Origin of the sequence: Luteimonas sp. MC1828 (assembly GCF_016461615.1) — a bacterium.
Lineage (GTDB): Bacteria > Pseudomonadota > Gammaproteobacteria > Xanthomonadales > Xanthomonadaceae > Luteimonas.
Map to the genome: position 1 here is coordinate 505,578 of NZ_JAEMNY010000001.1, position 23,454 is coordinate 529,031.

At 70.1% G+C, this 23,454-nt stretch carries 14 protein-coding genes; 5 read left to right on the plus strand and 9 right to left on the minus strand.

What is annotated here, in order from left to right:
• Positions 1–25: 25 nt before the first annotated feature.
• The 4 genes from mtnA (at position 26) to pbpC (ending at position 11,814) form a co-directional block, all read left to right on the plus strand.
• Entirely contained in the window at positions 26–1,084 is a 1,059-nt protein-coding gene (gene mtnA / locus JHB91_RS02460) for an S-methyl-5-thioribose-1-phosphate isomerase (protein ID WP_199471223.1), read from the plus strand.
• 526 nt (positions 1,085–1,610) lie between these two features.
• On the plus strand, positions 1,611–4,343 hold the full coding sequence (gene gyrA, locus JHB91_RS02465; RefSeq protein WP_199471226.1) for a DNA gyrase subunit A: 2,733 nt from the start codon (positions 1,611–1,613) through the stop codon (positions 4,341–4,343).
• A gap of 117 nt (positions 4,344–4,460) precedes the next feature.
• A complete protein-coding gene (locus JHB91_RS02470; protein ID WP_199471230.1) occupies positions 4,461–9,398 on the plus strand; it encodes an alpha-2-macroglobulin in 4,938 nt (1,645 codons plus the stop codon).
• A 55-nt stretch (positions 9,399–9,453) separates the two neighbouring features.
• On the plus strand, positions 9,454–11,814 hold the full coding sequence (gene pbpC / locus JHB91_RS02475; protein ID WP_233398501.1) for a penicillin-binding protein 1C: 2,361 nt from the start codon (positions 9,454–9,456) through the stop codon (positions 11,812–11,814).
• 2 nt (positions 11,815–11,816) lie between these two features.
• Here pbpC and JHB91_RS02480 read toward each other — a convergent pair whose 3' ends face one another.
• The gene (locus JHB91_RS02480; protein WP_199372750.1) at positions 11,817–12,296 is read right to left on the minus strand and encodes a peroxiredoxin; all 480 of its coding nucleotides are present in this window, start codon (positions 12,294–12,296) and stop codon (positions 11,817–11,819) included.
• 128 nt (positions 12,297–12,424) lie between these two features.
• On the opposite strand from JHB91_RS02480, the gene JHB91_RS02485 reads away from it, so the two are divergent.
• Positions 12,425–13,312 carry a DnaJ C-terminal domain-containing protein gene (locus JHB91_RS02485; RefSeq protein WP_199372749.1) on the plus strand — a complete coding sequence of 296 codons (888 nt, stop codon included), beginning with the start codon at positions 12,425–12,427 and terminating at the stop codon, positions 13,310–13,312.
• A gap of 31 nt (positions 13,313–13,343) precedes the next feature.
• Here JHB91_RS02485 and pilH read toward each other — a convergent pair whose 3' ends face one another.
• From pilH to JHB91_RS02525, 8 genes are all read right to left on the minus strand, one after another.
• Positions 13,344–13,733: a twitching motility response regulator PilH gene (gene pilH, locus JHB91_RS02490; RefSeq protein WP_199372748.1), complete on the minus strand. Its 390-nt coding sequence runs from the start codon at positions 13,731–13,733 to the stop codon at positions 13,344–13,346.
• A gap of 71 nt (positions 13,734–13,804) precedes the next feature.
• A complete protein-coding gene (locus tag JHB91_RS02495) occupies positions 13,805–14,797 on the minus strand; it encodes a YhdH/YhfP family quinone oxidoreductase (RefSeq protein WP_199471236.1) in 993 nt (330 codons plus the stop codon).
• A gap of 10 nt (positions 14,798–14,807) precedes the next feature.
• A complete protein-coding gene (locus tag JHB91_RS02500; protein WP_199471239.1) occupies positions 14,808–15,401 on the minus strand; it encodes a TIGR00730 family Rossman fold protein in 594 nt (197 codons plus the stop codon).
• Between the two features lie 103 nt (positions 15,402–15,504).
• On the minus strand, positions 15,505–16,941 hold the full coding sequence (lpdA, locus tag JHB91_RS02505) for a dihydrolipoyl dehydrogenase (RefSeq protein ID WP_199471241.1): 1,437 nt from the start codon (positions 16,939–16,941) through the stop codon (positions 15,505–15,507).
• 15 nt (positions 16,942–16,956) lie between these two features.
• Positions 16,957–18,195: a dihydrolipoyllysine-residue succinyltransferase gene (gene sucB / locus JHB91_RS02510; protein ID WP_199471243.1), complete on the minus strand. Its 1,239-nt coding sequence runs from the start codon at positions 18,193–18,195 to the stop codon at positions 16,957–16,959.
• A gap of 43 nt (positions 18,196–18,238) precedes the next feature.
• Positions 18,239–21,106 (minus strand): 2-oxoglutarate dehydrogenase E1 component, encoded by a 2,868-nt coding sequence (locus JHB91_RS02515; RefSeq protein ID WP_199471245.1) that lies wholly within the window; start codon positions 21,104–21,106, stop codon positions 18,239–18,241.
• Between the two features lie 192 nt (positions 21,107–21,298).
• Positions 21,299–22,210, minus strand: coding sequence for a GNAT family N-acetyltransferase (locus JHB91_RS02520; RefSeq protein ID WP_199471247.1), 912 nt, complete (start codon positions 22,208–22,210; stop codon positions 21,299–21,301).
• On the minus strand, positions 22,207–23,436 hold the full coding sequence (locus JHB91_RS02525; RefSeq protein WP_199471249.1) for a cupin domain-containing protein: 1,230 nt from the start codon (positions 23,434–23,436) through the stop codon (positions 22,207–22,209). The genes JHB91_RS02520 and JHB91_RS02525 overlap by 4 nt, the downstream gene beginning before the upstream one ends.
• Positions 23,437–23,454: the final 18 nt, after the last annotated feature.

Below are 23,454 nucleotides of genomic sequence, written 5' to 3' on the forward strand. Positions count from 1 at the left end.
GCGCCGCAGCCGCTAGACTGGCCGCATGGACACCACGATCGATTACGCCCGCTACGACCGCATCCGCCCGATCCGCTGGACCGGCACCGCGCTGGACCTCCTTGACCAGCGCAAGCTGCCGCTGGTGGTCGAGTACCTGACCTGTGCAGACAGCGACGCGGTCGCCGCCGCCATCCATGCGCTCGCCGTGCGCGGCGCGCCGGCGATCGGCATCGCCGCGGCCTGGGGCGTGGTGCTCGCCGCCCGGCAGGTCGAGGCAAGCGACGGTGCCGCCGCCGCCGCCGCGCTGGCGCCGGCGATGCAGCGCCTCAACGCCGCGCGGCCGACCGCGGTCAACCTGGCGTGGGCGCTGGCGCGCATGCGCGGCGCGCTCGTGCGCGCGGGATCCGACTGGCGAGAAGTACTTGAGCATGAGGCGCGCGCCATCGAGACCGAGGACCTCGCCGCCAACCGGCGCATGGGCGCGCTGGGCGCCGCGCTCATCGCGCCCGGCAGCGGCGTGCTGACCCATTGCAACACCGGCTCGCTGGCGACCGCCGGCTTCGGCACGGCGCTGGGCGTGATCCGCGCGGGCGTCGCGCAGGGGCGCATCGAACGCGTGTTCGCCGACGAGACCCGGCCGTGGATGCAGGGCTCGCGGCTGACCGCCTGGGAGCTGCAGGAAGACGGCATCGATGCCACCCTCATTGCCGACGCGGCGGCCTCGCACCTGCTGAAGGGCGGCGAGGTCGACTGGGTCGTGGTCGGCGCCGACCGCATCTGCGCCAACGGCGATGTCGCCAACAAGATCGGCACTTACCAGCTGGCGATCTCGGCGCGCTTCCATGGCCGTAGGTTCATGGTGGTGGCGCCGGCGTCCACGGTCGACATGGCCACGCCGTCGGGCGACCGCATCGAGATCGAGGAGCGCGATCCCGAGGAACTGCTTGGCGTCGCCGGCGGTCGCGTGGCCGCCGCGGGCATCAAGGCGTGGAACCCGGTGTTCGATGTCACGCCCGCCGCGCTGATCGATGCCATCGTGACCGAGAAGGGTGTTGTCGAGCGTCCGGACGAGGCGTCGATGCGCGCCCTGTTCGGGGGCTGACGGGCAGAGCGTCTCGCGGTTCTCGGGCGCCTGTGGTGGCCGGGAGGCCTTCGCGGCTCATGTCCCCCGGCATCCGCCTGCGGCGGATACCTCCTCCTTTACTTCCCCGCGAAGGCCTCCCGGCCACTTCGGGGCTTCGCGCAAGCCGCACTGCGTGACGGCGCGCGAAGATTGCGGGCTGTGGCTGTGGCTGTGGCTGTGGCGTTGCTTTGCCCTCAAGCCAAAGCGTACTGCGGCGGACCGGGTGCCAATGCCCTCGAGGGCGAAGTCAAGGAGGAGGCAATGGCCGCGAGGCCATTGCCGGGGGACATGAGTCCTCGAGGGCATTGGTACCCGGCACCGGCGGCGCGGCACCGGCGCGCCTTTCCAACGTGCGGTGTCCTGCTGCAAGTGGTTGTTTCGGCGGGAGAAACAAGGGCAGGGCGGGGCCGGTTCGTGATACAATCCCGAGGTTCCGCGAACCGCTCGCGGAAGGCGTCGCGCGCCGTGCGCGGGGCTGGTCGGACATGCAGGGAACAACCGCCTGATGGCAGAGCTCGCGAAGGAAATCATCCCCGTCAACCTCGAGGACGAGATGCGCCGCAGTTACCTCGATTACGCCATGAGCGTGATCGTGGGGCGCGCACTCCCCGATGTCCGCGACGGCCTCAAGCCGGTACACCGCCGCGTGCTGTTCGCGATGACCGAGCTCGGCGCGCACAGCAACAAGCCGTACTTCAAGTCGGCGCGCATCGTCGGTGACGTGATCGGTAAATACCATCCGCACGGCGACCAGTCGGTGTACGACACCCTGGTGCGCATGGCGCAGCCGTTCTCGCTGCGCTACATGCTGGTCGACGGCCAGGGCAACTTCGGTTCGGTCGACGGCGATCCGGCCGCGGCGATGCGCTACACCGAAGCGCGCATGTCGCGCCTGGCGCACGAACTGATGGCCGACATCGACAAGGACACCGTCGACTTCCAGCCTAACTACGACGAGAAGGAACACGAGCCGACGGTCATGCCGACCCGGTTCCCGAACCTGCTGGTCAACGGTTCCACCGGCATCGCGGTGGGCATGGCCACCAACATCCCGCCGCACAACCTCAACGAAGTGATCAACGCGTTGATCGCGCTGATCGACGATCCGGCGATCGACATCGACGGGTTGATGGAATACATCCCCGGGCCCGATTTCCCCACCGGCGGCATCATCAACGGCGTCAGCGGCATCCACCTGGGCTACCGCACCGGTCGTGGCCGCGTGCGCATGCGCGCCAAGGCCGATATCGAGGTCGCCGACAACGGCCGCGAGGCGATCGCGGTCACCGAAATCCCGTACCAGGTCAACAAGGCGCGGCTGATCGAGAAGATCGCCGAGCTGGTCAAGGAAAAGAAGCTCGAAGGCATCAGCGAGCTGCGCGACGAGTCCGACAAGGACGGCATGCGCATCTACATCGAGATCAAGCGCGGCGAGTCGGCCGAGGTCGTGCTCAACAACCTCTACCAGCAGACCCAGATGGAGTCGGTGTTCGGCATCAACATGGTGGCGCTGGTCGACGGCCGGCCGCGGGTGCTGAACCTCAAGGACTTCCTCGAAGCGTTCGTGCGCCACCGTCGCGAGGTGGTCACCCGCCGCACCATCTTCGAACTGCGCAAGGCGCGCGCCCGCGCCCACGTGCTCGAAGGCCTGACGGTCGCGCTCGCCAACATCGACGAGATGATCGAGCTCATCAAGACGTCGGACAATCCGCAGGTCGCCAAGGAGCGCATGCTCGGGCGCGTCTGGCAGCCGGGCCTGGTGGGCACGCTGCTCGCCGCGGCGGGTGCCGAAGCCTCGCGCCCGGATGACCTGCCCAAGGGCGTGGGCCTGCTCGCGGACGGCTACCAGCTGACCGATGTCCAGGCGCAGCAGATCCTCGAGATGCGCCTGCACCGCCTGACCGGGCTGGAGCAGGAAAAGCTGACCGACGAATATCGCGTGCTGCTGGAAGCCATCCGTGGCCTGATCGAGATCCTCGAGAACCCGGACGTGTTGCTCGACGTCATCCGCACCGAGCTGCGCAACATCCAGGAAGAGTACGGCGACGCGCGCCGCAGCGAGATCCGCGCCAGCGAGGAAGACCTCGACATCCTCGACCTGATCGCCCCTGAAGAAGTGGTGGTGACGCTGTCGCGCGCCGGCTACGCCAAGCGCCAGCCGGTCAGTGCCTACCGCGCGCAGAAGCGCGGCGGACGCGGCCGCAACGCGGCGGCCACCAAGGACGAGGATTCCATCGACCAGCTGTGGCTGGTCAACACGCATGACACGCTGCTGACGTTCACCAGTGCGGGCCGCGTGTTCTGGCTGTCGGTGTACCAGCTGCCGGAAGCGGGGCCCAACGCCCGCGGCCGCCCGATCATCAACTGGATCCCGCTGGAGGAAGGCGAACGCGTGCAGGCGGTACTGCCGGTGCGCGAGTACCGCGACGACCAGTACGTGTTTTTCGCGACCCGCAACGGCACCGTCAAGAAGACCCCGCTGACCGAGTTCGCCTATCGCCTGCAGCGCGGCAAGATCGCGATCAACCTCGACGACGGCGACGCGCTGATCGGCGCCGAACTCACCGACGGCCAGCGCGACATCATGCTGTTCGCATCCAACGGCAAGACGGTGCGCTTCGACGAGGCCGCCGTGCGTTCGATGGGTCGCACCGCCACCGGCGTGCGCGGCATCCGCCTGGCGGGCGGCGAGTCGGTGGTCAGCCTGATCGTGACCGAGAGCGCCAGTGACGCCATCGAGCACGAGGGCGATGACGTCGCGGTCGCCGTCGACAGCGCGGAGGTCGTCGACAACGCGATCGTGCTCGACGACGAAGCCGATGCGTACATCCTGACCGCCACCGAGAACGGCTACGGCAAGCGCACGCGCCTCGCCGAGTACCCGCGCAAGGGCCGTGGCACGCAGGGCGTGATCGGCATCCAGACCACCGACCGCAACGGCCAGCTGGTGGCTGCCGTGCTGCTGTCGCGCGGCGACGAAGTGCTGCTGATTTCCGACGGCGGCACGTTGGTGCGCACCCGTGCGGCCGAGATCTCGGTGGTCAGCCGCAACACCCAGGGCGTGACCCTGATCCGCCTGGCCGAGGACGAGCGCCTGCAGGCGATCGAGCGCGTCGACGCCACGATCGGTGAGGACGGGGACGACCTCGGCGACGTGGCCGATGGCGGGTTGCCGGCCATCGCCGCGCCGGTCGATGACAGCGCCTCCAGCGAGGCCGCGCCGGGCGACGACGCCTGACCGCAGGCCGTGCCGCGCGACACGCGGCACGGCCATGTCGACCCTCTTCCGTGCCCCCGCGCGTTGGCGTGCGGGATGCCGGCGCTGTCTATACTGCCGGCAACTCCGGGAGGTGACATGCGCAACGGTAAGGACACCCTGCGACCGCGCCGCGGCGTGCTGCACGCGCTCGCGATCGTGGCCGCATTGGCGCTGCTGGCGCTCGGCGGCTGCAAGCGTGACGAAAGCGGACAGCTGCCGGCTCCCGGCGGCGAAGCCATCCAGGCCGAACGGGCGGAGGTCGAAGGTTTCGGCCTGGTGCGCGCATGGCCGGACCAGTCCGAAGGATCGCTGTCGCTGGCGGTGGAGTTCTCCCGGCCGCTGGTCGGCACCCAGGATTTCGATCGCCTGCTGACGTTCGCCGAGCCGGTAGCCGGCGACAGCGGCTGGAGCCTGGACGACGACGGCCGCGTGCTGCGTTTTCCGTTCGCCGAAGCCGATCGCGAATACACCTTGCGCATCTCCGGTGCGTTGACGGCCGCCGACGGCAGCACGCTCGGCCAGGACATCGAACGCAAGGTGTCCACGGGTGAACTGAAGCCGGTCGTCGGCTTCGCTTCGCAGGGCAGCGTGCTGCCGGCGCGCGAGTCGCGCGGCCTGCCTGTGGTGTCGGTGAACGTCGAGGAGGTCGACGTCGAATTCCTGCGCGTGCCGGAGGCATCGCTGCCGCGCTTCTATGCCGAATACCAGCGCGGCGGCCGCCGCAGCGGCTGGGAGCTCGACAACGACTACCGCCAGGGCAAGTCCGTCGCGAGGCTCGCCGAGCCGGTGTACGTCAACCGCTTCGTGCTGGGCGGCGAGCGCAACGAGCGACTGCTGACCTACCTGCCGATCCAGTCGATCCCCGAACTGCAGCAGCCGGGACTGTACTTCGCGGTCATGAAGAAGGCCGGCAGTTTCGGCGACATGTTCGAGACCGCGTTCTTCACCGTCAGCGACATCGGCCTGCACCTGCGTGCCTACAAGGACCAGCTGTTCGTGCACACCGCATCGCTGCAGACCGGTGCCGCGCTCGGCGGAGTGGACCTGCGCGTGCTGGGCGCGAACGGCGAGGCGGTGTTCAAGTCGACGACCGACGGCAACGGCAACGCCGTGCTCGACCACAAGCTGGTCGCGGCGCAGGTGCTGGTCGCCACCCGTGGCAAGGACGTATCGCTGCTGCCGTTCAACCAGCCCGCACTGGACCTGTCGGAGTTCGCGGTCGCCGGTCGCGGCAATGCCTGGTTCGACGTGTTCGCCTGGTCCGGCCGCGACCTGTACCGCCCGGGTGAGACCGTGCGCGTCTCGGCGCTGCTGCGCGACGCCGACGGCAAGCCCGTGCCGGCCGCGAAGGACGGCAAGGCCCAGCCGCTGTTCGCACGCCTCAAGCAGCCCGATGGCAAGACGTTCATCGAGTCGCGGCTGGAGGCCGGCGCGCAGGGCTACTACCGCTTCGAACGCGAGATCCCGGTGGAAGCCGCGACCGGGCGCTGGCAGCTGGAATTCCGCACCGATCCCGCCAGCCGCGAAGCGGTGCAGGGCATCGCGCTGCGCATCGAGGAATTCCTTCCCGAGCGCATGAAGCTCGAACTCGACAGCGCCCAGGTGCTGCTGAAGCCTGGCGAGCCGCTGCGCCTGAGCGCCAGCGGGGCCTATCTGTACGGCGCGCCGGCGGCCGGCAACCGCTTCACCGCGAAGATGTCCGTGGCCGTGGAGCAGCACCCGCTCGAAGGCCTGCCGGGTTACTTCTTCGGTGATCCCACGGTGCAGCTGCCGCGCGACGCGCGCGACGTGGTCGATGCCAGCCTCGACGCCAGGGGCGTGCTGGCGCAGGACATCGCGCTTCCCGCAGAGGTGGCCGCGACGACGCCGGTCGCGGTGGTCGTGGCCGGCAGCCTGTACGAAAGCGGCGGACGCAGCGTCAACCGCAGCCTCAAGCGCGTGCTGTGGCCCGCCGATGCGCTGGTCGGCGTGCGCCCGCTGTTCGATGACAAGGAGGGCAGTGACGCGAATGCGAGTGCGCGCTTCGAGCTGGTGCGCGTGGGTAGCGATGGCAAGCCGCGTCCTGCGAAGGGGCTCGAGCTGAGCCTGGTGCGAGAGCACCGCGACTACCACTGGAACTTCAACGACGACGGCGGCTGGAACTACGACTTCACGCGGCGCTTCGAGGTGGTGGAGAAACGCGGCATCGACGCGGGCGCGACCGCCGCGCGTTTCGATGTCCCGGTGGAGTGGGGCGAGTACCGCGTCGAGGTGCGTGACCCGGCGACCGGTCTGGTGACGCGCTATCCGTTCCGCGCCGGCTGGAGTTGGGGCGACGAGAACCGCGGTCCCGACGCGCGCCCCGACAAGGTCAAGCTCTCGCTCGACAAGACCGGCTACCGCGCAGGTGACACGCTCGAGGTCACGGTCACGCCCCCGCACGCCGGCAAGGGCCTGCTGCTGGTGGAGAGCGACCGGCTGCTGTACGTGCAGGCGATCGACGCCAGGGCCGGCAGCACGTTCCGCATTCCGGTGGGCGAGGACTGGGAGCGCCACGACGTGTACGTGACCGCGCTGGTGTTCCGCGGCGGCAGCGCGACCAGCAAGGTCACCCCGGCGCGCGCGGTGGGCGTGGCGCACGTGCCGATGGCGCGCGGCGACCGTCGCGCCGCGGTCGGCATGTCGCTGCCGGCCAAGGCCGTGCCCGGTGAGGTGTTGAAGGTCACCGTGAGCGCGCCGGCGCTGGCCGGACAGCTGGCGCATGCCACGGTGTCGGCGGTGGACGTCGGCATCCTCAACATCACCCGCTATCCGGTGCCCGACGCCAACCGCCACTTCTTCGCGCGGCGCCGGCTGGGCACCGATGCCTACGACATCTACGGCCGCGTGATCGAGAGCTTCGACGGCGGCAGTGCACGACTCCGGTTCGGCGGCGACGTGGGGCTGGCGGCCCTGCCGCAGGCGCGGCGACCGACCGCGCGGGTGCAGACCGTGGACCTGTTCTCCGGCCCGGTGCGCCTGGATGCGAAAGGAAACGCGCGCGTCGAATTCACCATGCCCGACTTCAACGGCACGCTGCGGATCTCGACGCTGGTCTATGGCGACACGCAGTACGGCAATCGCGACGCCGAACTGCTGGTACGCGCGCCGCTGGTCGCTGAAGCCGGCATGCCGCGGGTGATGGCACCGGGCGATGCCGCCACGGTGACGCTCGACCTGACCAACTTCACCGGCAAGCAGGGCACCTTCCGCGTGCGCGTGGAGGGCGAAGGCCCGCTCGATGTCGGCGACGGCACGCGCGATGTCGCGCTGGCCGCGGAGGGCAAGACCACGCTGTCGTTCCCGTTGAGCGCGCGGGACGGCCATGCCGTCGCCAGGGTGCGCGTGCGCGTCGACGGCCCGGGGGTGAAGGTCGACCGCCGCCATGACCTGCCGGTGCGCGCGCCGTGGCCGCAGGTGGTGCGGACCCGCGCCATGACCCTCGATCCGCTGGCGCCGGTGGTGCTGGGCACCGACCTTGCCGAAGGGCTTCTTCCTGGCTCGGTGCAGGCGCGCTTCGGCGTCGGCGCGCTGCCGCCGATTCCGTTCGCCAGCGCCCTGCAGGGCGCGCTCGACTATCCCTACGGCTGCGCCGAGCAGACCACCAGCAAGGGCTACGCGGCCCTGGTGCTCGATGCCTCGACCGCCGCGACCTACGGCATGACCCCGCTGCCCGCCAACGACCGCACCAGGCGCATGGAAGGCGCGCTCGGCAGGCTTGCGGCGCTGCAGTCATCCTCGGGGCACTTCTCGATGTGGGGCGGTGCCGACGGCACCGATGCGATGCTCACCCCGTACGCGGCGGAGTTCATGCTCGATGCGCGCGAGGCCGGCTTCGACGTGCCCGAGGCAATGCTGCAGAAGGCGCTGTCGCGCCTGTCCGAGGATCTGTTGTCCGACGGCCAGCAGTTCTACGGACGCGACAACCGCGAGCACCTGCGCTTCGCCTACAAGGCGCACGCCGGCTACGTGCTTGCGCGCGTCAGCCGCGCGCCACTGGGCACGCTGCGCGCGATGTACGACAACGAGCGCAAGGTATTGCGTGGGCCGATGCCGCTGGCGCACCTCGGCCTGGCGCTGTCGCTGCAGGGCGACAAGGTGCGCGGACAGAAGGCGCTCGACGAAGCCTTCGTCTCATCCGGCCAGCGTCCAGGCTATCTCGGCGACTACGGCACGCCACTGCGCGATGCCGCGCTGATGCTCGGGCTGGCGCGCGCCCACGGCCTCGCGCCGAAGCGCTGGGACGCGCGGCTGGTGGCGCTGGGTCGCGAACTGGAGGCGCGGCGCAAGGCGCGCTGGTTCCACCTCAGCACGCAGGAACAGGCCGCGATTGCACGCCTGGGCAAGACGCTTGCGACCGGGCCGGGCCGCGAGGTGTCGGGCACGCTCACCGAGGGTGGCGTGGACGAGGCGATCACGCCGACGCGGTATTTCTCGCGCGGCTACGGCCACGAGGCGTTGGCCAAGGGCGTGCGCTTCGTGCCGCAGGGCACGCCGCCGCTGTACGCCAGCATCGAGGTCGCCGGCATCCCGCGCAGCGCCCCGGAGCCCGACGCGAGTGCGATCCGCGTGGAACGCGCCTGGTTCGCCACCGACGGCAAGCCGTGGACGCCGCGTCCGCTGAAGGAAGGTGAAGCCCTGGTCGCGAGGGTGTCCATCACCGCCGACCGCGACATGCCCGACGCGCTGCTCACCGACCTGCTGCCGGCGGGACTCGAGGTCGAGAACATGAACCTCGGCGACGCCGGGCAGTGGGCCGAGGTGGTGATCGACGGCATCTCGCTGTCAGAGCGCGCCAACGCCGCGGAGCTGCGCCATGAGGAGTTCCGCGACGACCGCTACGTGGCCGCACTGTCGCTCGACGCCGGCAACGCCGCGCACGTGTTCTACCTGGTGCGCGCGGTCACCCCCGGGCGCTACACCGTGCCGCCGCCGCTGGTCGAGGACATGTACCGGCCGGAGCTGCGCGGCGTGGGCCATGCGCGCCCGGCGCAGATGACGGTGGTGCAGCCGTGAGCGGGCAGCGTGGACGCACGCCTGCTGCCTGACGTCCGCGCACCGGTGCATGGACATGGCTGACGCGCGCGCGCGCGGTTGGCGACGCGTGCTGCCGTGGCTGCGCTGGGGCACGGTGGCGCTGCTGCTCACGCTGCTCCTGCTGGACCAGCTGTTCCCGACGCCGCTGCCACGCGCGCGCGACACCAGCACGCTGGTCACCGCGCGCGACGGCACGCCGTTGCGCGCCTTCGCCGATGCCGACGGCATCTGGCGGCACCCGGCCACGCCCGAGTCGGTCTCGCCGCTGTACCTGGAGGCGCTGCTCGCCTACGAGGACCGCTGGTTCTGGCGGCATCCCGGCGTGAACCCGGTGGCGCTGCTGCGCGCCGGCTGGCAGATGGCCGGCAGCCGCCGCATCGTCTCGGGCGGCTCCACCCTGACCATGCAGGTGGCGCGCATCCTCGACCCGCACCCGCGCACGCTGCCCGGCAAGCTGCGGCAACTGCTGCGTGCACTGCAACTCGAAGCGCATCTGTCCAAGCGCGAGATCCTCGCCCTGTACCTGGAACGCGCGCCGTTCGGCGGCACCATCGAGGGCGTCGAGGCCGCCAGCTGGGCCTACCTCGGCAAGCCCGCCGCGCGCCTGTCACACGCCGAAGCCGCACTGCTGGCTGTGCTGCCGCAGGCGCCCACGCGGCTGCGCCCGGATCGCGAACCGGACGCGGCGCGCCGCGCGCGCGACAAGGTGCTGGCGCGGATGGTGGCGCTGGGCCACTGGGACCAGGCGCTGGTGGACGACGCCATGGTCGAGCCCGTCGTCGCGCGCGCGCTGCGGCCGCCATTGCTGGCCGCGCTGCTCGCGCAGCGGCTGCGCAGCGCGCACCCCGGCGAGGAGCGCATCGCCTCCACCATCGACGCCGCGCTGCAGCGCACCCTCGAAGAGCGCGTGACCGCGTACTTCGCCAACCTCCCCGAGCGCACGTCCGCCGCCCTGCTGGTGGTCGACAACGCCACCATGGAAGCGCAGGCCTACGTGGGCTCGGCGGCGTTCGGAGACTCGGCGCGGCTGGGCCACGTCGACATGGTGCAGGCGTGGCGCTCGCCGGGTTCCACGCTCAAGCCGTTCCTGTACGGCATGGCGCTCGACGACGGCATCGTGCATTCGGAAAGCCTGCTGCTCGACGCACCGCAGTCGTTCGACGGCTACCGGCCGGGCAACTTCGATGCCGCGTTCAACGGCCCGGTCGGGCTGGCCACGGCGCTGCGCCTTTCGCTCAACGTGCCGGCGGTGGACCTGCTCGACCACGTCGGCGCCACGCGCTTCGCGGCGCGGCTCGACCACGCCGGGATCGCGCTGCGGTTCCCGCGTGGAGCGCAGCCCAACCTGTCGTTGATCCTCGGCGGCACGGGCGCGCGGCTCGAGGACCTGGTCGGCGCGCACGCATCGCTGGCGCGTGGCGGCATCGCGGGCCGCGTGCGTTACGTGCCCGATGCGCCGCAGGTCGAGCGCCGCCTGCTGTCACCCGGTGCGGCGTGGATCGTCCACGAGATACTTGCCGCCAATCCGCGCCCGGGCGAACGCGTGGACACGTTCGATACCGGCCAGCGGCCGCGGGTGGCATGGAAGACCGGCACGAGCTACGGGTTTCGCGACGCGTGGGCGCTGGGCTCCACGCGCCGGCACACGGTGGGCGTGTGGGTGGGGCGCCCGGACGGCACGCCGCTGCCGGGCCAGTACGGCGCGGTCACCGCGTTGCCGCTGATGTTCGAGGTGATCGACAGCCTGCCGCGGCGCCCCGGCGACGGCGCGCGTCTGTCGCCGCCGCCTGGCGTTGGCCGGGAGACGGTGTGCTGGCCGCTGGGCACGGCGGCCAGCGCGCAGCCTGAGGCCACCTGCCAGCGCAAGCTGGAGGCATGGGTGCTGGATGGCGCGGTGCCGCCGACGCTCCCGGAACGCGAAGCGCGCGCGTGGGCGGGCGGGCTGGAACGCTTCGAGATCGATGCCGCAAGCGGGCAGCGCCTGTCGGCCGATTGCACGCAGGCGCACCGGCGCGAGACGCAGGTGCTGGCACGCTGGCCGGCGCTGGCCACGCCATGGCTCACGGCGTCCGAACGCGCGCGCTCGCAGCTGCCGCCGTTGGCCGCGGATTGCCGCGACGACGGCCGCGACGCCGTGGCGTCGCTGCGCATCGAGGGCGTCAATGACGGAGCGCTGCTGGTGCGCCCGCCGGGTGCCGCGCGTCCGCCAGGCCTTGCGCTGCGCGCGGTCGGCGCCGGTGGCCGCGTGCAGTGGCTGCTCAACGGCCGCTGGATCGGCGAGACGCGCGCGGGCCAGGTGCTGCAGCGCGAGTTCGCCGTGCCGGGCCGCCAGGAACTGACCGCGCTCGCCGACAGCGGCGCGTGGGCGAGCCTGGCGTTCGACGTCGGCCGCTGAGCTCAGCCGATTGCGTCGAGCACGTGCTCGGCGGCCGAGACCTTGAACTCGCCCGGTGCCTCGACGAACAGCGCCTTGACCACGCGGTCCTCGGCGTAGAGCGCGAAGCGCTTGCTGCGCGTGCCCATGCCGAACGCGGAGGCGTCCATCTCCAGGCCGAGCGCGCGCGCGAAGTCGCCGTTGCCGTCGGAGAGCATGCGCAGCCCGTCCGGGACGTGCTGGCTTGCGCCCCAGGCCTGCATCACGAAGGGATCGTTCACCGCCATGCACGCGACTTCGATCCCGCGCTCGCGGAACCGGTCGAAGCACTGCACGAAACCGGGCAGGTGGTGGTCGGAGCAGGTCGGGGTGAACGCGCCGGGGACGGCGAACAGCACCACCTTCTTGTTCGCGAACAGGGTCGGGGTGTCGATGGTCTGCACGCCGTCGTTGATGTGCTTGAGGGTGACTTCGGGAATGGTGTCACCGGGCTGGATGGACATGTGCGTGCTCCTGTGGGGATGGCGGCGGCGCTGCCGCATGCGCACAGGATGCCACGACGGCGCACACCGATCTTGGTAACCTGCCGCCGGCCGTGTCCCCCTCGCGGCCTGGCGTTCCCGGAGCAGCGATGCAGTTCAAGGATTACTACGACACCCTCGGCGTGGAGCCCACGGCCGGCGAGGCCGAGCTCAAGACCGCGTACCGGCGGCTGGCGCGCAAGTACCACCCGGACGTGAGCAAGGAGCGCGACGCAGAGGCGCGCTTCAAGGCCGTCAACGAGGCCTACGAGGCGCTGCGCGACCCGGAGCGCCGCAAGGCCTACGACCAGCTGCGCGCGCGCGGCTACCGCCCCGGCGACGAGGTGCAGGCGCCCCCGGGTGGCTTTGGCGGCGGCGGCGGGCAGGGATTCGACTACGAAGAGGTGTTCGGCGGCGGCGGCGGTGGCGGTGGTTTCAGCGACTTCTTCGAAAGCATGTTCCGGCGCCAGGGGCAGCGCGGCGGTCCCGGTTATTCGGCGCCGCCGCGTGGCGATGTCCGCGCGCGGCTGGCGGTCCCGCTGGACGTCGTGCACCGCGGCGATGCGATGCGTATTTCCGTCGGCGGGCGCACGCTGCAGGTGAGGGTGCCGCGCGGCATCCGCCCGGGGCAGGTGATACGCCTGGCCGGGCAGGGCGAACGCGGCGGCAACCTGCTGCTGGAGGTCGAGTACGCCACCGACCCGCGCTTCGAGGTCGATGGCCGCAACATCATCTATGCCCTGCAGGTCGCGCCGTGGGAGGCCGCGCTGGGTGCCAGCGTCAGCGTGCCGACGCTCGGCGGCACGGTGGAGCTGAAGGTGCCGGCAGGCTCCGAGGCGGGTCGCCGCCTGCGCCTGCGCGGGCGCGGCCTGCCGGGCAGCGGCGGCCAGGGCGATGGCGACCAGATCGTCGAGATCGAGATCCAGGCGCCGGCGCCGCGCGGCGAAGACCAGCGCCGGGCCTACGAGGCCCTGCGTGATGCGTTCGCGGGTGAGTGAGTCGCGGCGCGAATAGCGCCGCGTGGTGCGCTTAGGCCGCGGTGGGCGGCGCGGGCTCGGGCGCGATCACGCTGGTGATCGCCTCGGCCAGCTCGGACTCGGAAAACGGCTTGGTGAGATAGGCGCGCGCGCCCTGGCGCATGCCCCAGACCTTGTCGGTTTCCTGGTCCTTGGTGGTCACGAGGATCACCGGGATGTGGCGCGTGGTCGGCTCACGGGTGATCGAACGCGTGGCCTGGAACCCGTTGAGGTTCGGCATCACGACGTCCATCAGCACGAGGTCGGGCAGTTCACGCTTGGCGGCCTCGAAGCCGGCCGCGCCGTCCTCGGCGGTCAGCGCTTCATGCCCCAGCTTCTCGACGATGCGACGGATGCCCATCAGCTGCGACGGCGAATCGTCGACGATCAGGATGCGCGCCATGTTGTCCCCCGGTGTGTGCCCGCGATTGTAGCCGTCGCGGTGTTACCTGCAAGCCATCCCGCGCCGGTTCCTCAGAACGCAACCAGCGTGCGCCCGTGCGAACCGCCGGCCAGCATGCCGTCGAACACCTCGGGCAGCTGCTCCATGCGCACCTCGCGCGTGCAGATGCGGTCGAGGTGGCGCGGCTTCCAGTCGGACGCGAGGCGGCGCCAGACTTCTTCGCGGATGTCGCGCGCGGGGCTGGTCGACGCCACGCCGAGCAGCGATACGCCGCGCAGGATGAAGGGCATCACGGTTGCCGTCAGTTCGTGGCTGGCGGCAAGCCCGGCGCTGGCGACGTTGCCGTACGACACGGTCTGCGCGAGCAGGCTGGCGAGCATGCTGCCACCGACGTTGTCGAGGCCGCCACCGAAGCGTTCGGACTCCAGCGGACGCGTGGTGGCAAGCGCGTCGCGGCCGATCACCTTGCGCGCGCCGATCGCTTCGAGATACCCGGTCTGTTCCGGCTTGCCGCTGACCGCGTGCACCTCGTAACCGGCGGAAGAAAAAATGTCGACTGCGAGCGAGCCGACGCCACCGCTTGCGCCGGTGATCGCGATCGGGCCGAGGCCCGGATGCTGGCGGTTCTCGCTCATGCGCAGCAGCGCCAGCGCCGCAGTGAAGCCGGCGGTGCCGAGCACCATCGCGTCGCGCAGCGTAAGCCCCGCGGGCAGGGTGATGGCCGTGGCCGACTGGATGCGCGCGTATTCGCTGTAGCCGCCGTCGCGGGTCTCGCCGAGGCCACCGCCGGTGACCAGCACCGCGTCGCCTTCCTTGAAAGCCGCATCGCTGGAGGCGACCACGTGGCCGGCGACGTCGATGCCGCCGACCAGCGGGAAGCGGCGCAGGATCTTGCCCTTGCCGGTGCCGGCCAGCGCATCCTTGAAGTTGACCGAGGAGTACGCCGTGCGGATGACGATTTCGCCATCGGCCAGGTCGTCGATGGCGACCTGCTCGATGCCGCTGCGGTAGCCCGCGTCGTCGTTGTGGATGCGGAAGGCGTCGAAGCGGGCGGGAATCGTCATGCTGTCGTCCTCAGCGAAGTTCGCGGCTGCGTTTTTCGTCCAGCCACTTGGTGGCGTGCGCGGGCTGGTAGGCGTGCATCCACGCGAACATCGCGTCGATGTCGGTGCCGGTCCACAGGTCCTCGCGCTGGCCGGGGTGTAGGAACCGCTCCGCCACCATGCGGTCCATCATCGCGATCAGCGGCTGGTAATAGCCATCGACGTCGAGGATCGCGCAGGGCTTTTCGCTGATCCCGAGCTGGCGCCAGGTCAGCATCTCGACGATCTCCTCCAGCGTGCCGAAGCCGCCGGGCAGGGCGACGAAGGCATCGGCCAGGTCGAACATCCGCGACTTGCGCTCGTGCATCGAGGCCACGACTTCCAGTTCGGTGAGGCCGAGGTGCGCCACTTCCATGTCGACCAGCTGCTTCGGGATCACGCCCACCACCTCGCCGCCGGCGGCGAGGACCGCGTCGGCCACCGCACCCATCAGGCCGATGTTGCCGCCGCCATACACCAGGCGGATGCCGTCGCGGGCCATGCGCGTGCCCAGCGCGACCGCCTGCGCGAGGTAGGCCGGGCTGGCGCCGGTGTTGGAACCGCAGTACACGCAAAGGCTTTTCATGGGCGCTGCTTCTGTATGGGCTGGAAAGGACGACGCCGGGCAGGGCCCGGCGCGCGTTGCAGCTGGCTGCGGCGCGGTGGCTCTCGGCCACCTGCCGCTGGTTTCAGTTCGCCTTGTGGATGGCGCGCTTGTCGACCGCCATGGCCGCGTCGTGGATCGCTTCGGAGAGACTCGGGTGCGCGTGGCAAATGCGCGCCAGGTCATCGGCGGAGCCCTTGAACTCCATCGTCAGCACGCCTTCGTGGACGAGCTCGGAGACGTTCGCGCCGACCAGGTGCATGCCGAGCACGCGGTCGGTCTCGGCATGCGCCAGCACCTTCACGAAGCCCGCCGGCTCGATCATCGCCACGGCGCGGCCGTTGGCGGCGAACGGGAAGCTGCCGGCCTTGTACGGGATGCCCTCTTCCTTGAGCTGCTGCTCGGTCTTGCCGACCCAGGCGAGTTCCGGCTCGGTGTAGATGACCCACGGAATGGTGTCGAAGTTGACATGGCCCGGCAGGCCCGCGATCAGCTCGGCCACGGCGATGCCTTCCTCGAAGCCCTTGTGCGCAAGCATCGGCCCGCGCACGCAGTCGCCCACGGCCCAGACGCCGTCGACGCCGGTGTGGCAATGCTCGTCGACCTCGATCTGGCCGCGGTCGGTGAGCTTCACGCCAGAACCTTCCGCCAGCAGGCCCTTCGACGCGGCGCGGCGGCCCACGGCCACCAGCAGCTTGTCGACGGTGATCGTCTGCTCGCCGCTCTTGTCGGCGTAGGTGACCTGGACTTCCTTTTTCTTGCCCTTGGCGGTGACCTCGGCCTTCGACACCTTGGCACCGAGCTTGACGTCCAGGCCCTGCTTCTTGAATTCGCGCGCGGCGAGCTTCGACACCTCGGCATCGGCAACTGCAAGGAAGTCGGGCAGGGCTTCGAGGATGGTGACTTCGGCGCCGAGGCGCTTCCACACGCTGCCAAGCTCCAGGCCGATCACGCCGGCGCCGATCACCGCCAGGCGCTTGGGCACCTCGGCGAAGTCCAGGCCGCCGACGTTGTCGACGATCGCGTCGCCGTCGAACTTCGCGAACGGCAGCTCGATGGAGTCCGAGCCGGCGGCGATGATCACGTTGGTGCCGGTGAGCTCGACCTCGCTGCCGTCGTGCTGCTTCACCTTGACCAGGCGATCAGCGTGCAGGGTGGCGAAGCCGTAGTACGGCGCGACCTTGTTGGCCTTGAACAGCTGCGCGATGCCGCCGGTGAACTGCTTCACGATGGCGTCCTTGCGGCCGACCATCGTGCCGACGTCGATCTTCGGATCGGTAGCGGTGATCCCGTGCTGGCTGAAGATGTGCTGCAGGTTGTGGAACTGCCGCGACGAATCCAGCAGCGCCTTCGACGGGATGCAACCCACGCGCAGGCAGGTGCCGCCGAGCGCGGGCTTGCCGTCCTTGCCCAGCCCGGCGTCGATGCAGGCGACCTTCATGCCGAGCTGCGCGGCGCGGATCGCGGCGTGGTAGCCGGCGGGGCCCGCACCGATGACGACAACATCAAACTGTTCAGCCATGTCCGTTCCTTTTCCTTACATGCCCAGCAGCATGCGATGCGGGTTTTCCAGCTGGTCCTTGATGTCGACCAGGAACAGCACCGCTTCCTTGCCGTCGATGATGCGGTGGTCGTAGCTGAGCGCGATGTACATCATCGGCGCGGCAACCACGGCGCCGTTCTCGACGATCGCGCGCTCCTTGATGGCGTGCATGCCGAGGATCGCCGACTGCGGCGGGTTGACGATCGGCGTCGACATCAGCGAACCGAAGGTGCCGCCGTTGGTGATCGTGAAGGTGCCGCCCTGCAGGTCGTCCAGCGACAGCTTGCCGTCGCGCGCCTTCCTGGCGAAATCGCCGATCTGCAGCTCGATGTCGGCGAAGCCCATGCGCTCGACGTTGCGCAGCACGGGGGTCACCAGGCCCTTCTCGGTCGACACCGCGATCGAGATGTCGGAGTAGCCGTGGTAGATGATGTCGTCGCCGTCGACCGAGGCGTTGACCACCGGGTACTTCTGCAGCGCGTTGGCGGCGGCCTTGGCGAAGAAGCTCATGAAGCCGAGCTTCACGCCGTACTGCTTCTGGAAGGCCTCGCCCAGCTCCTTGCGCATGGCCATCACCTTGCCCAGGTTGACCTCGTTGAACGAGGTGAGCATGGCGGTGGAGTTCTTGGACTGCATCAGGCGCTCGGCGATGCGCTTGCGGATGCGCGTCATCGGCACGCGCTCCTCGGGGCGCGCGCCGCCGGAGACACCGGCACCCTTGCCCGATGCGTAGTTGACCAGGTCTTCCTTGGTCACCGCGCCACGCCGGCCGGTGCCTTCGACCTGCGACGGATCGATGCCGTCCTTGACCGCGGTGAAGCGCGCGCCCGGGGGCAGGGCATCGGTGCCACCGGCCGGCGCGGGACGCGTGGAGGCGGGCGCCTTGGCCTCGAGCTTCGCGGCCGCGGCCTTGGGCATGACTTCCTGCGCGCCGGCGGCGGGCTCGGCCTTGGCGGCGCCGGCAGCGGGCGCGGCGTCGGGCTTCGCGGCGGCAGCGCCTTCCTCGATGATCGCGATCACCTGCTGGCTGTTGACCGTGGCGCCCTCTTCGAACTTGAGCTCCTTGATCACGCCGTCAACGGTGGAGGGCACTTCGAGGACGACCTTGTCGGTCTCCAGGTCGACGATGTTCTCGTCGCGCGCGACGGCGTCGCCCACCTTCTTGTGCCAGGTGGCGATGGTCGCGTCGGAAACGGATTCGGGGAGTACCGGTACCTTGATTTCGGTGGCCATGGTCTGGGTGCGTCCTGGTCTTGGCGTGTGGCGTGTAGGGGGGTCAGTCGGCTGCGAAAACGCTGCCGGCGGGTTCGATGAGGGCGTCGGCGACCAGCTTCTGCTGCTCGACCACATGGTCGGCGAAGTGTCCGGCGGCCGGCGACGGCGAACGCGGGCGTCCGGCGTAGTGCAGCTCCTGGCCGGATGCCAGGCACGCCTGCAGGTGGTGGCGGATCTGGTACCACGCGCCCTGGTTCTGCGGCTCTTCCTGGCACCAGACCACGGTGGTGGCCTTGCCGTACTTTTCCAGTTCCGCGCCCAGCGCGACGCGCGGGAACGGATACAGCTGCTCGACGCGGACGATGGCGACATCGTCCTGGCCGCGCTTGGCCTGGTCCTCGATCAGGTCGTAGTAGACCTTGCCCGAGCACAGCACCACGCGCTTCGTCTTGGCCGGCTTGGCGGCGGCATCGCCGATGAGGTGCTGGAACTCGCCGCCCGCCATCTCGTCGAGCGTCGATACCGCGAGCTTGTGGCGCAGCAGCGACTTCGGCGACATCACCACCAGCGGCTTGCGCGTGGTCATGAGCATCTGGCGGCGCAGCATGTGGAACGCCTGCGCCGGCGTGGACGGCACGCAGACCAGCATGTTGTCGAGCGCGCACAGCTGCAGGAAGCGCTCGAGGCGCGCCGAGCTGTGCTCGGGGCCCTGGCCTTCGTAGCCGTGCGGCAGCAGCAGGGTCAGGCCGGTGATGCGGCCCCACTTGGCTTCGCCGGAGGCGATGAACTGGTCGATCACCACCTGCGCGCCGTTGGCGAAGTCGCCGAACTGCCCTTCCCAGATGCACAGGGTGTTGGGGTCGGTGGTGGAGAAACCGTACTCGTAGGCCATGACCGCTTCTTCGCTGAGCAGCGAGTCGATGATCCTGGCGCGCTCCGGCGACGTGGCCAGCTTGGCCAGCGGCAGGTAGTACGCGTCGGTCTTCTGGTCGTGGAGGATCGCGTGGCGGTGTGTGAACGTGCCGCGGCCGACGTCCTGGCCCACCAGGCGCAGCCCGTAGCCTTCGTCGAGGATGGTGGCGTAGGCGAGGTTCTCGGCGAAGCCCCAGTCCGCGGGCACTTCGCCAGCGGCCATCTTGCGGCGCTCTTCGTACACCTTGGCGACGCGCGAATGCAGCTCCACCTCGTCCGGGATCGTGGTGATGGACGCGGCCAGCGTGCGCAGGCGCTCGCCGTCGATCGCGGTGCTGATCTCGTCCGACAGCGCGCCGGCCAGGTACTTGCCCCAGTCGACGAACATCGCGCTGCCCGGCGGGGTCTTCTCGACCGGTGCGAGTTCGGTCGTGACTTCGCCGGCATCGAGCCGGTCGCGGAAACCGTCCACCAGCGCCTTGCCGCCGTCGGCCGGCAGCACGCCCTCGGCCTCGAGGCGCGCGGCATACAGCTCGCGGGTGGTCTTGTGCTTGCGGATCACCTGGTACATCACCGGCTGGGTGATGGCGGGCTCGTCGGCCTCGTTGTGGCCCCAGCGGCGGTAGCAGACGAGGTCGATCACCACGTCCTTGCTGAACTGCTGGCGGAAGTCGTAGGCCAGGCGCGCGGCGAACGCGACCGCTTCCGGGTCGTCGGCGTTCACGTGCAGCACCGGCGCGCCGATCATCTTGGCGACGTCGGTGCAGTACAGCGTGGAGCGCGCGTCCTCGCGGTGGCTGGTGGTGAAGCCGACCTGGTTGTTGATGACGATGTGCAGGGTGCCGCCGACGGCGAAACCGCGCGCCTGCGACATCTGGAACAGCTCCATCACCACGCCCTGGCCGGCAAACGCCGCGTCGCCGTGGATCAGGATGGGCATCACCTGCTTGCGCGCGGTGTCGCCACGGCGCTCCTGGCGCGAGCGCACCGAGCCGGCAACCACCGGGTCGACGATCTCGAGGTGCGAAGGATTGAACGCCAGCGCGAGGTGCACCGGGCCACCGGGCGTGACCACGTCGGCGGAGAAGCCCATGTGGTACTTCACGTCGCCGGCGTGGGCGCGGTCGTGGTGCTCGAACTTGCCTTCGAACTCGTCGAACAGCTTGCGCGGGCTCTTGCCGAGCGTATTGACCAGCACGTTGAGGCGGCCGCGGTGGGCCATGCCGATCACCACGTCCTTGACGCCGTCGGACCCGGCGTTCTGGATCACGGTGTCGAGCAGCGGGATGAGCGAGTCGCCGCCTTCCAGCGAGAAGCGCTTCTGGCCGACGTACTTGGTGTGCAGGTAGCGTTCAAGGCCCTCGGCCGCGGTCAGGCGCTCGAGGATCCGGCGCTGCTCGTCGGCGGCATGGTTGAAGCGGCCACTGGCGGTTTCCATGCGCTCGTACATCCAGCGCCGCTGGTCGGCTTCCGGGATGTGCATGAACTCGGCGCCGATCGGGCCGGTATAGGTCGCGCGCAGCATGCCCAGCAGGTCGCGCAGGCGCATCCGCGCCGCGCCGCCGAAGGTGCTGGTGGCGTTGCCGCCCGGGCCGGTGGCGAACTCGGTGTCGAGGTCGGCGTCGGACAGGCCGTGGAACGGCAGCTCGAGATCAGGTGCTTCCGGCTTGGTGGCCATCGCCAGCGGATCGGTCTCGGCGCGCAGGTGGCCGCGCGAGCGGTACGCGGTGATCAGCTTGAGCACCGAACCCTGCTTGCGCTGCGCCTCCATGTCGACCGGGCTGGCGACGCTGTGCGTGCCGGCGGCGGCCTCGCGGCCGGCGCGGGCGACCGCGTCGATCACCACCGAGTGGGGGATGTCCCCCGCCTCACGCCCCTTGAAGGCGTCGAACCAGGCCTTCCATTTGTCGCCGACGACGTCGGGGTCCACGAGATACTGCTCGTACAGGTCCTCGATATAGGCGGCATTGGCGCCAAGCTGGGAGGACTGCGCAAACTGCTTCAGTAGACTGTCCACGTCTGGTCTTGTCAGGCTCTTTTCGGGGGATTGGCCGCGCCTGGCACGCACCATGTGGTGCGGTAATGGCGCAGGGCATGTGAAGGACGGCAATTATAGCCGCAGCGGCTGCCGCGGCGCATCACGCGTTGGGTCCGACCGTTCCATTGCCAACGCTGGCAACGCGTTCGACCATGCTGGCGGCATCTGTCTTCAGAGCCCCAGCGCGCGCAACTCGCCGCAGGGTCGCGAGCGTTCCCACACCGGGTCGAAGGCTTCGGCCAGCTGGCGGGCACGGCCCGCGCCTTCGCGTTGCGCCTCGCCGTCGAAGCGGTGGCCCAGTCCGCGGTGGTAGTAGCCGCCGGCGTCGTTGACGATGAACGCATCGGCACGGGCGCGGTCCACCGGATCCTCGAGCTCGCGGAACGCGAACACGCTCGGCAGGCGCTGGGCCAAGGCGAGCAGCGGGGAATGGGCGCGCTGCGCGGCCCCGGCATCGAACAGCAGCACCTGCACCTCGACGCCGCTGGTGCCGGTGGCCAGGCTGCGCAGCGCGGCCAGCACGCGCGGGTCGTCGTACAGCCCGGGGTCGAGCGCGCGGGTGAGGATGCGCAGGCGCCGGCGCGCCGAAGCCACCAGCACCGAGGTGATCGCCACGGCTCCCTCACGATCGCTGATCGACTGCGCGTGGTCGAACGCCAGGCGCATGGTCTGATGCGTGATGCCGGCCTCGGTGAAGCGCGGGCCCTCGGCCGTGAAGCCGTTGCGCTGGTAGAACGGCGCCGCATCGACCTGGGCGTGCAGGAACACGTCGCCGCGCCCGGCGCTGCGCGCCTGGCGGAGCAGCGCCTGCAGCATGGCGTTGCCCACGCCGCGGTCGCGCCACGCGGGGAGGACGGCCATGCGCCCGATCCGGCCATCCGGGTCCAGCCGCCCCGCACCGATGGTGCAGCCGTGCTGGTCGCGCGCCTGCACATGCCAGCAGCGCGCGTCCTGGCCATCGTTCTCGAGCTCCGCGGCAATGCCCAGTTCGTCGACGAATACGGTGCTGCGGACGCCCGAGAGCGCGGCGCCGGCGTCATCCCAGCCGACGATGTCGACGCGGAATATCGATGTCCCGCTCAAGGCGTGTCCCCGTCATCGTCCATGTCCAGGCGGTAATGCCCTTCGGTGACCAGCGCCATGACGCAGTCGCGCGCGGCCTCGGACAATGCAGCGTAGGTGGTGGCGTCGAGCACCGCGGCCGCGGACAGGCGCTGCGCGTCGCGCACCGGCAGCGCGTGGCAGTGTCCGGCGACATAGAGGCTGGCGCCGCGCCTGGCGCGCCGCCATGCGACGCGCGTCCACGGATGGCGCACCAGCACCGCACCCTGCTGCAGGTCCCATTCCACCTCGATCCGCGAGCGCGCAGGCGACTCGGGCAGGCCCGGGCCTGCCGCGCTGCGGTAGGTGGTGATGAAGCGCCCGAACCAGTCGCCGAGCGCATCGGCGTCGGCCATGCGGATCGCGTTCAGCGCCTCGACCACGCGTCCCATCGCCGTGGCGTCGATCTCGTTGGCGTCACGCGGCGGGGCAAGGTCGGGATCGGTGTAGCGCAGCGACTCGTCGGCCTCGGCGGCGAGGGTATCGATGTAATCCCCCATCAGCTCGGCGGTGGCCGGCGCGCGCATGCCGAGCGAGAAGGTCAGGCAGGGATCTTCGGCCACGCCGTTGTGCGGCACGTTCGGCGGCAGGTAGAGCATGTCGCCGGGTGCCAGCACCCAGTCATGGGTGGGCACGAACTCGCGCAGCAGCTTCAACTCGACGTCGTCGCGGAATGCCATCGCCGGCACGCCGTGGCCCATCGCGTCGCCGGCGTCGATCTGCCAGCGGCGATGGCCCTGGGCCTGCAGCAGGAATACGTCGTACTGGTCGACGTGCGCGCCGACCGAGCCGCCGGTGGCGGCGAAGCTGACCATCACGTCGTCGATCCGCCAGCGCGGCAGGAAATCGAAGGCATCGACCAGCGCGGCGATGTCCGGATCCCACTTGTCCATGTCCTGCACCAGCAGGGTCCAGTCGCGATCGCCGAGGCCGGGGAACAGTTCTTCGGGGAAAGGTCCGCTGCGCACGGTCCAGCCGTCATTGGCGCGGTCGTGCTGGATCAGGCGCGCGAGCACGCCGTCCTCGCAGGCCAGCCCGGCGAGGTCGTCGGGCTCGACCGGCGAGGTGTAGCCGGGGAACGCGCCGCGAATCAGCAGCGGGCGTTTCTGCCAGTAGTCGCGCAGGAACGCGCGCGGGGTCATGCCCAGCAGGCGTCCGGGCTTGCCCTGGACTTCGAAAGGGAGGGGTTTGGCGCGGGATGCGGCCATGTGTGCGGGCTCCGTGGA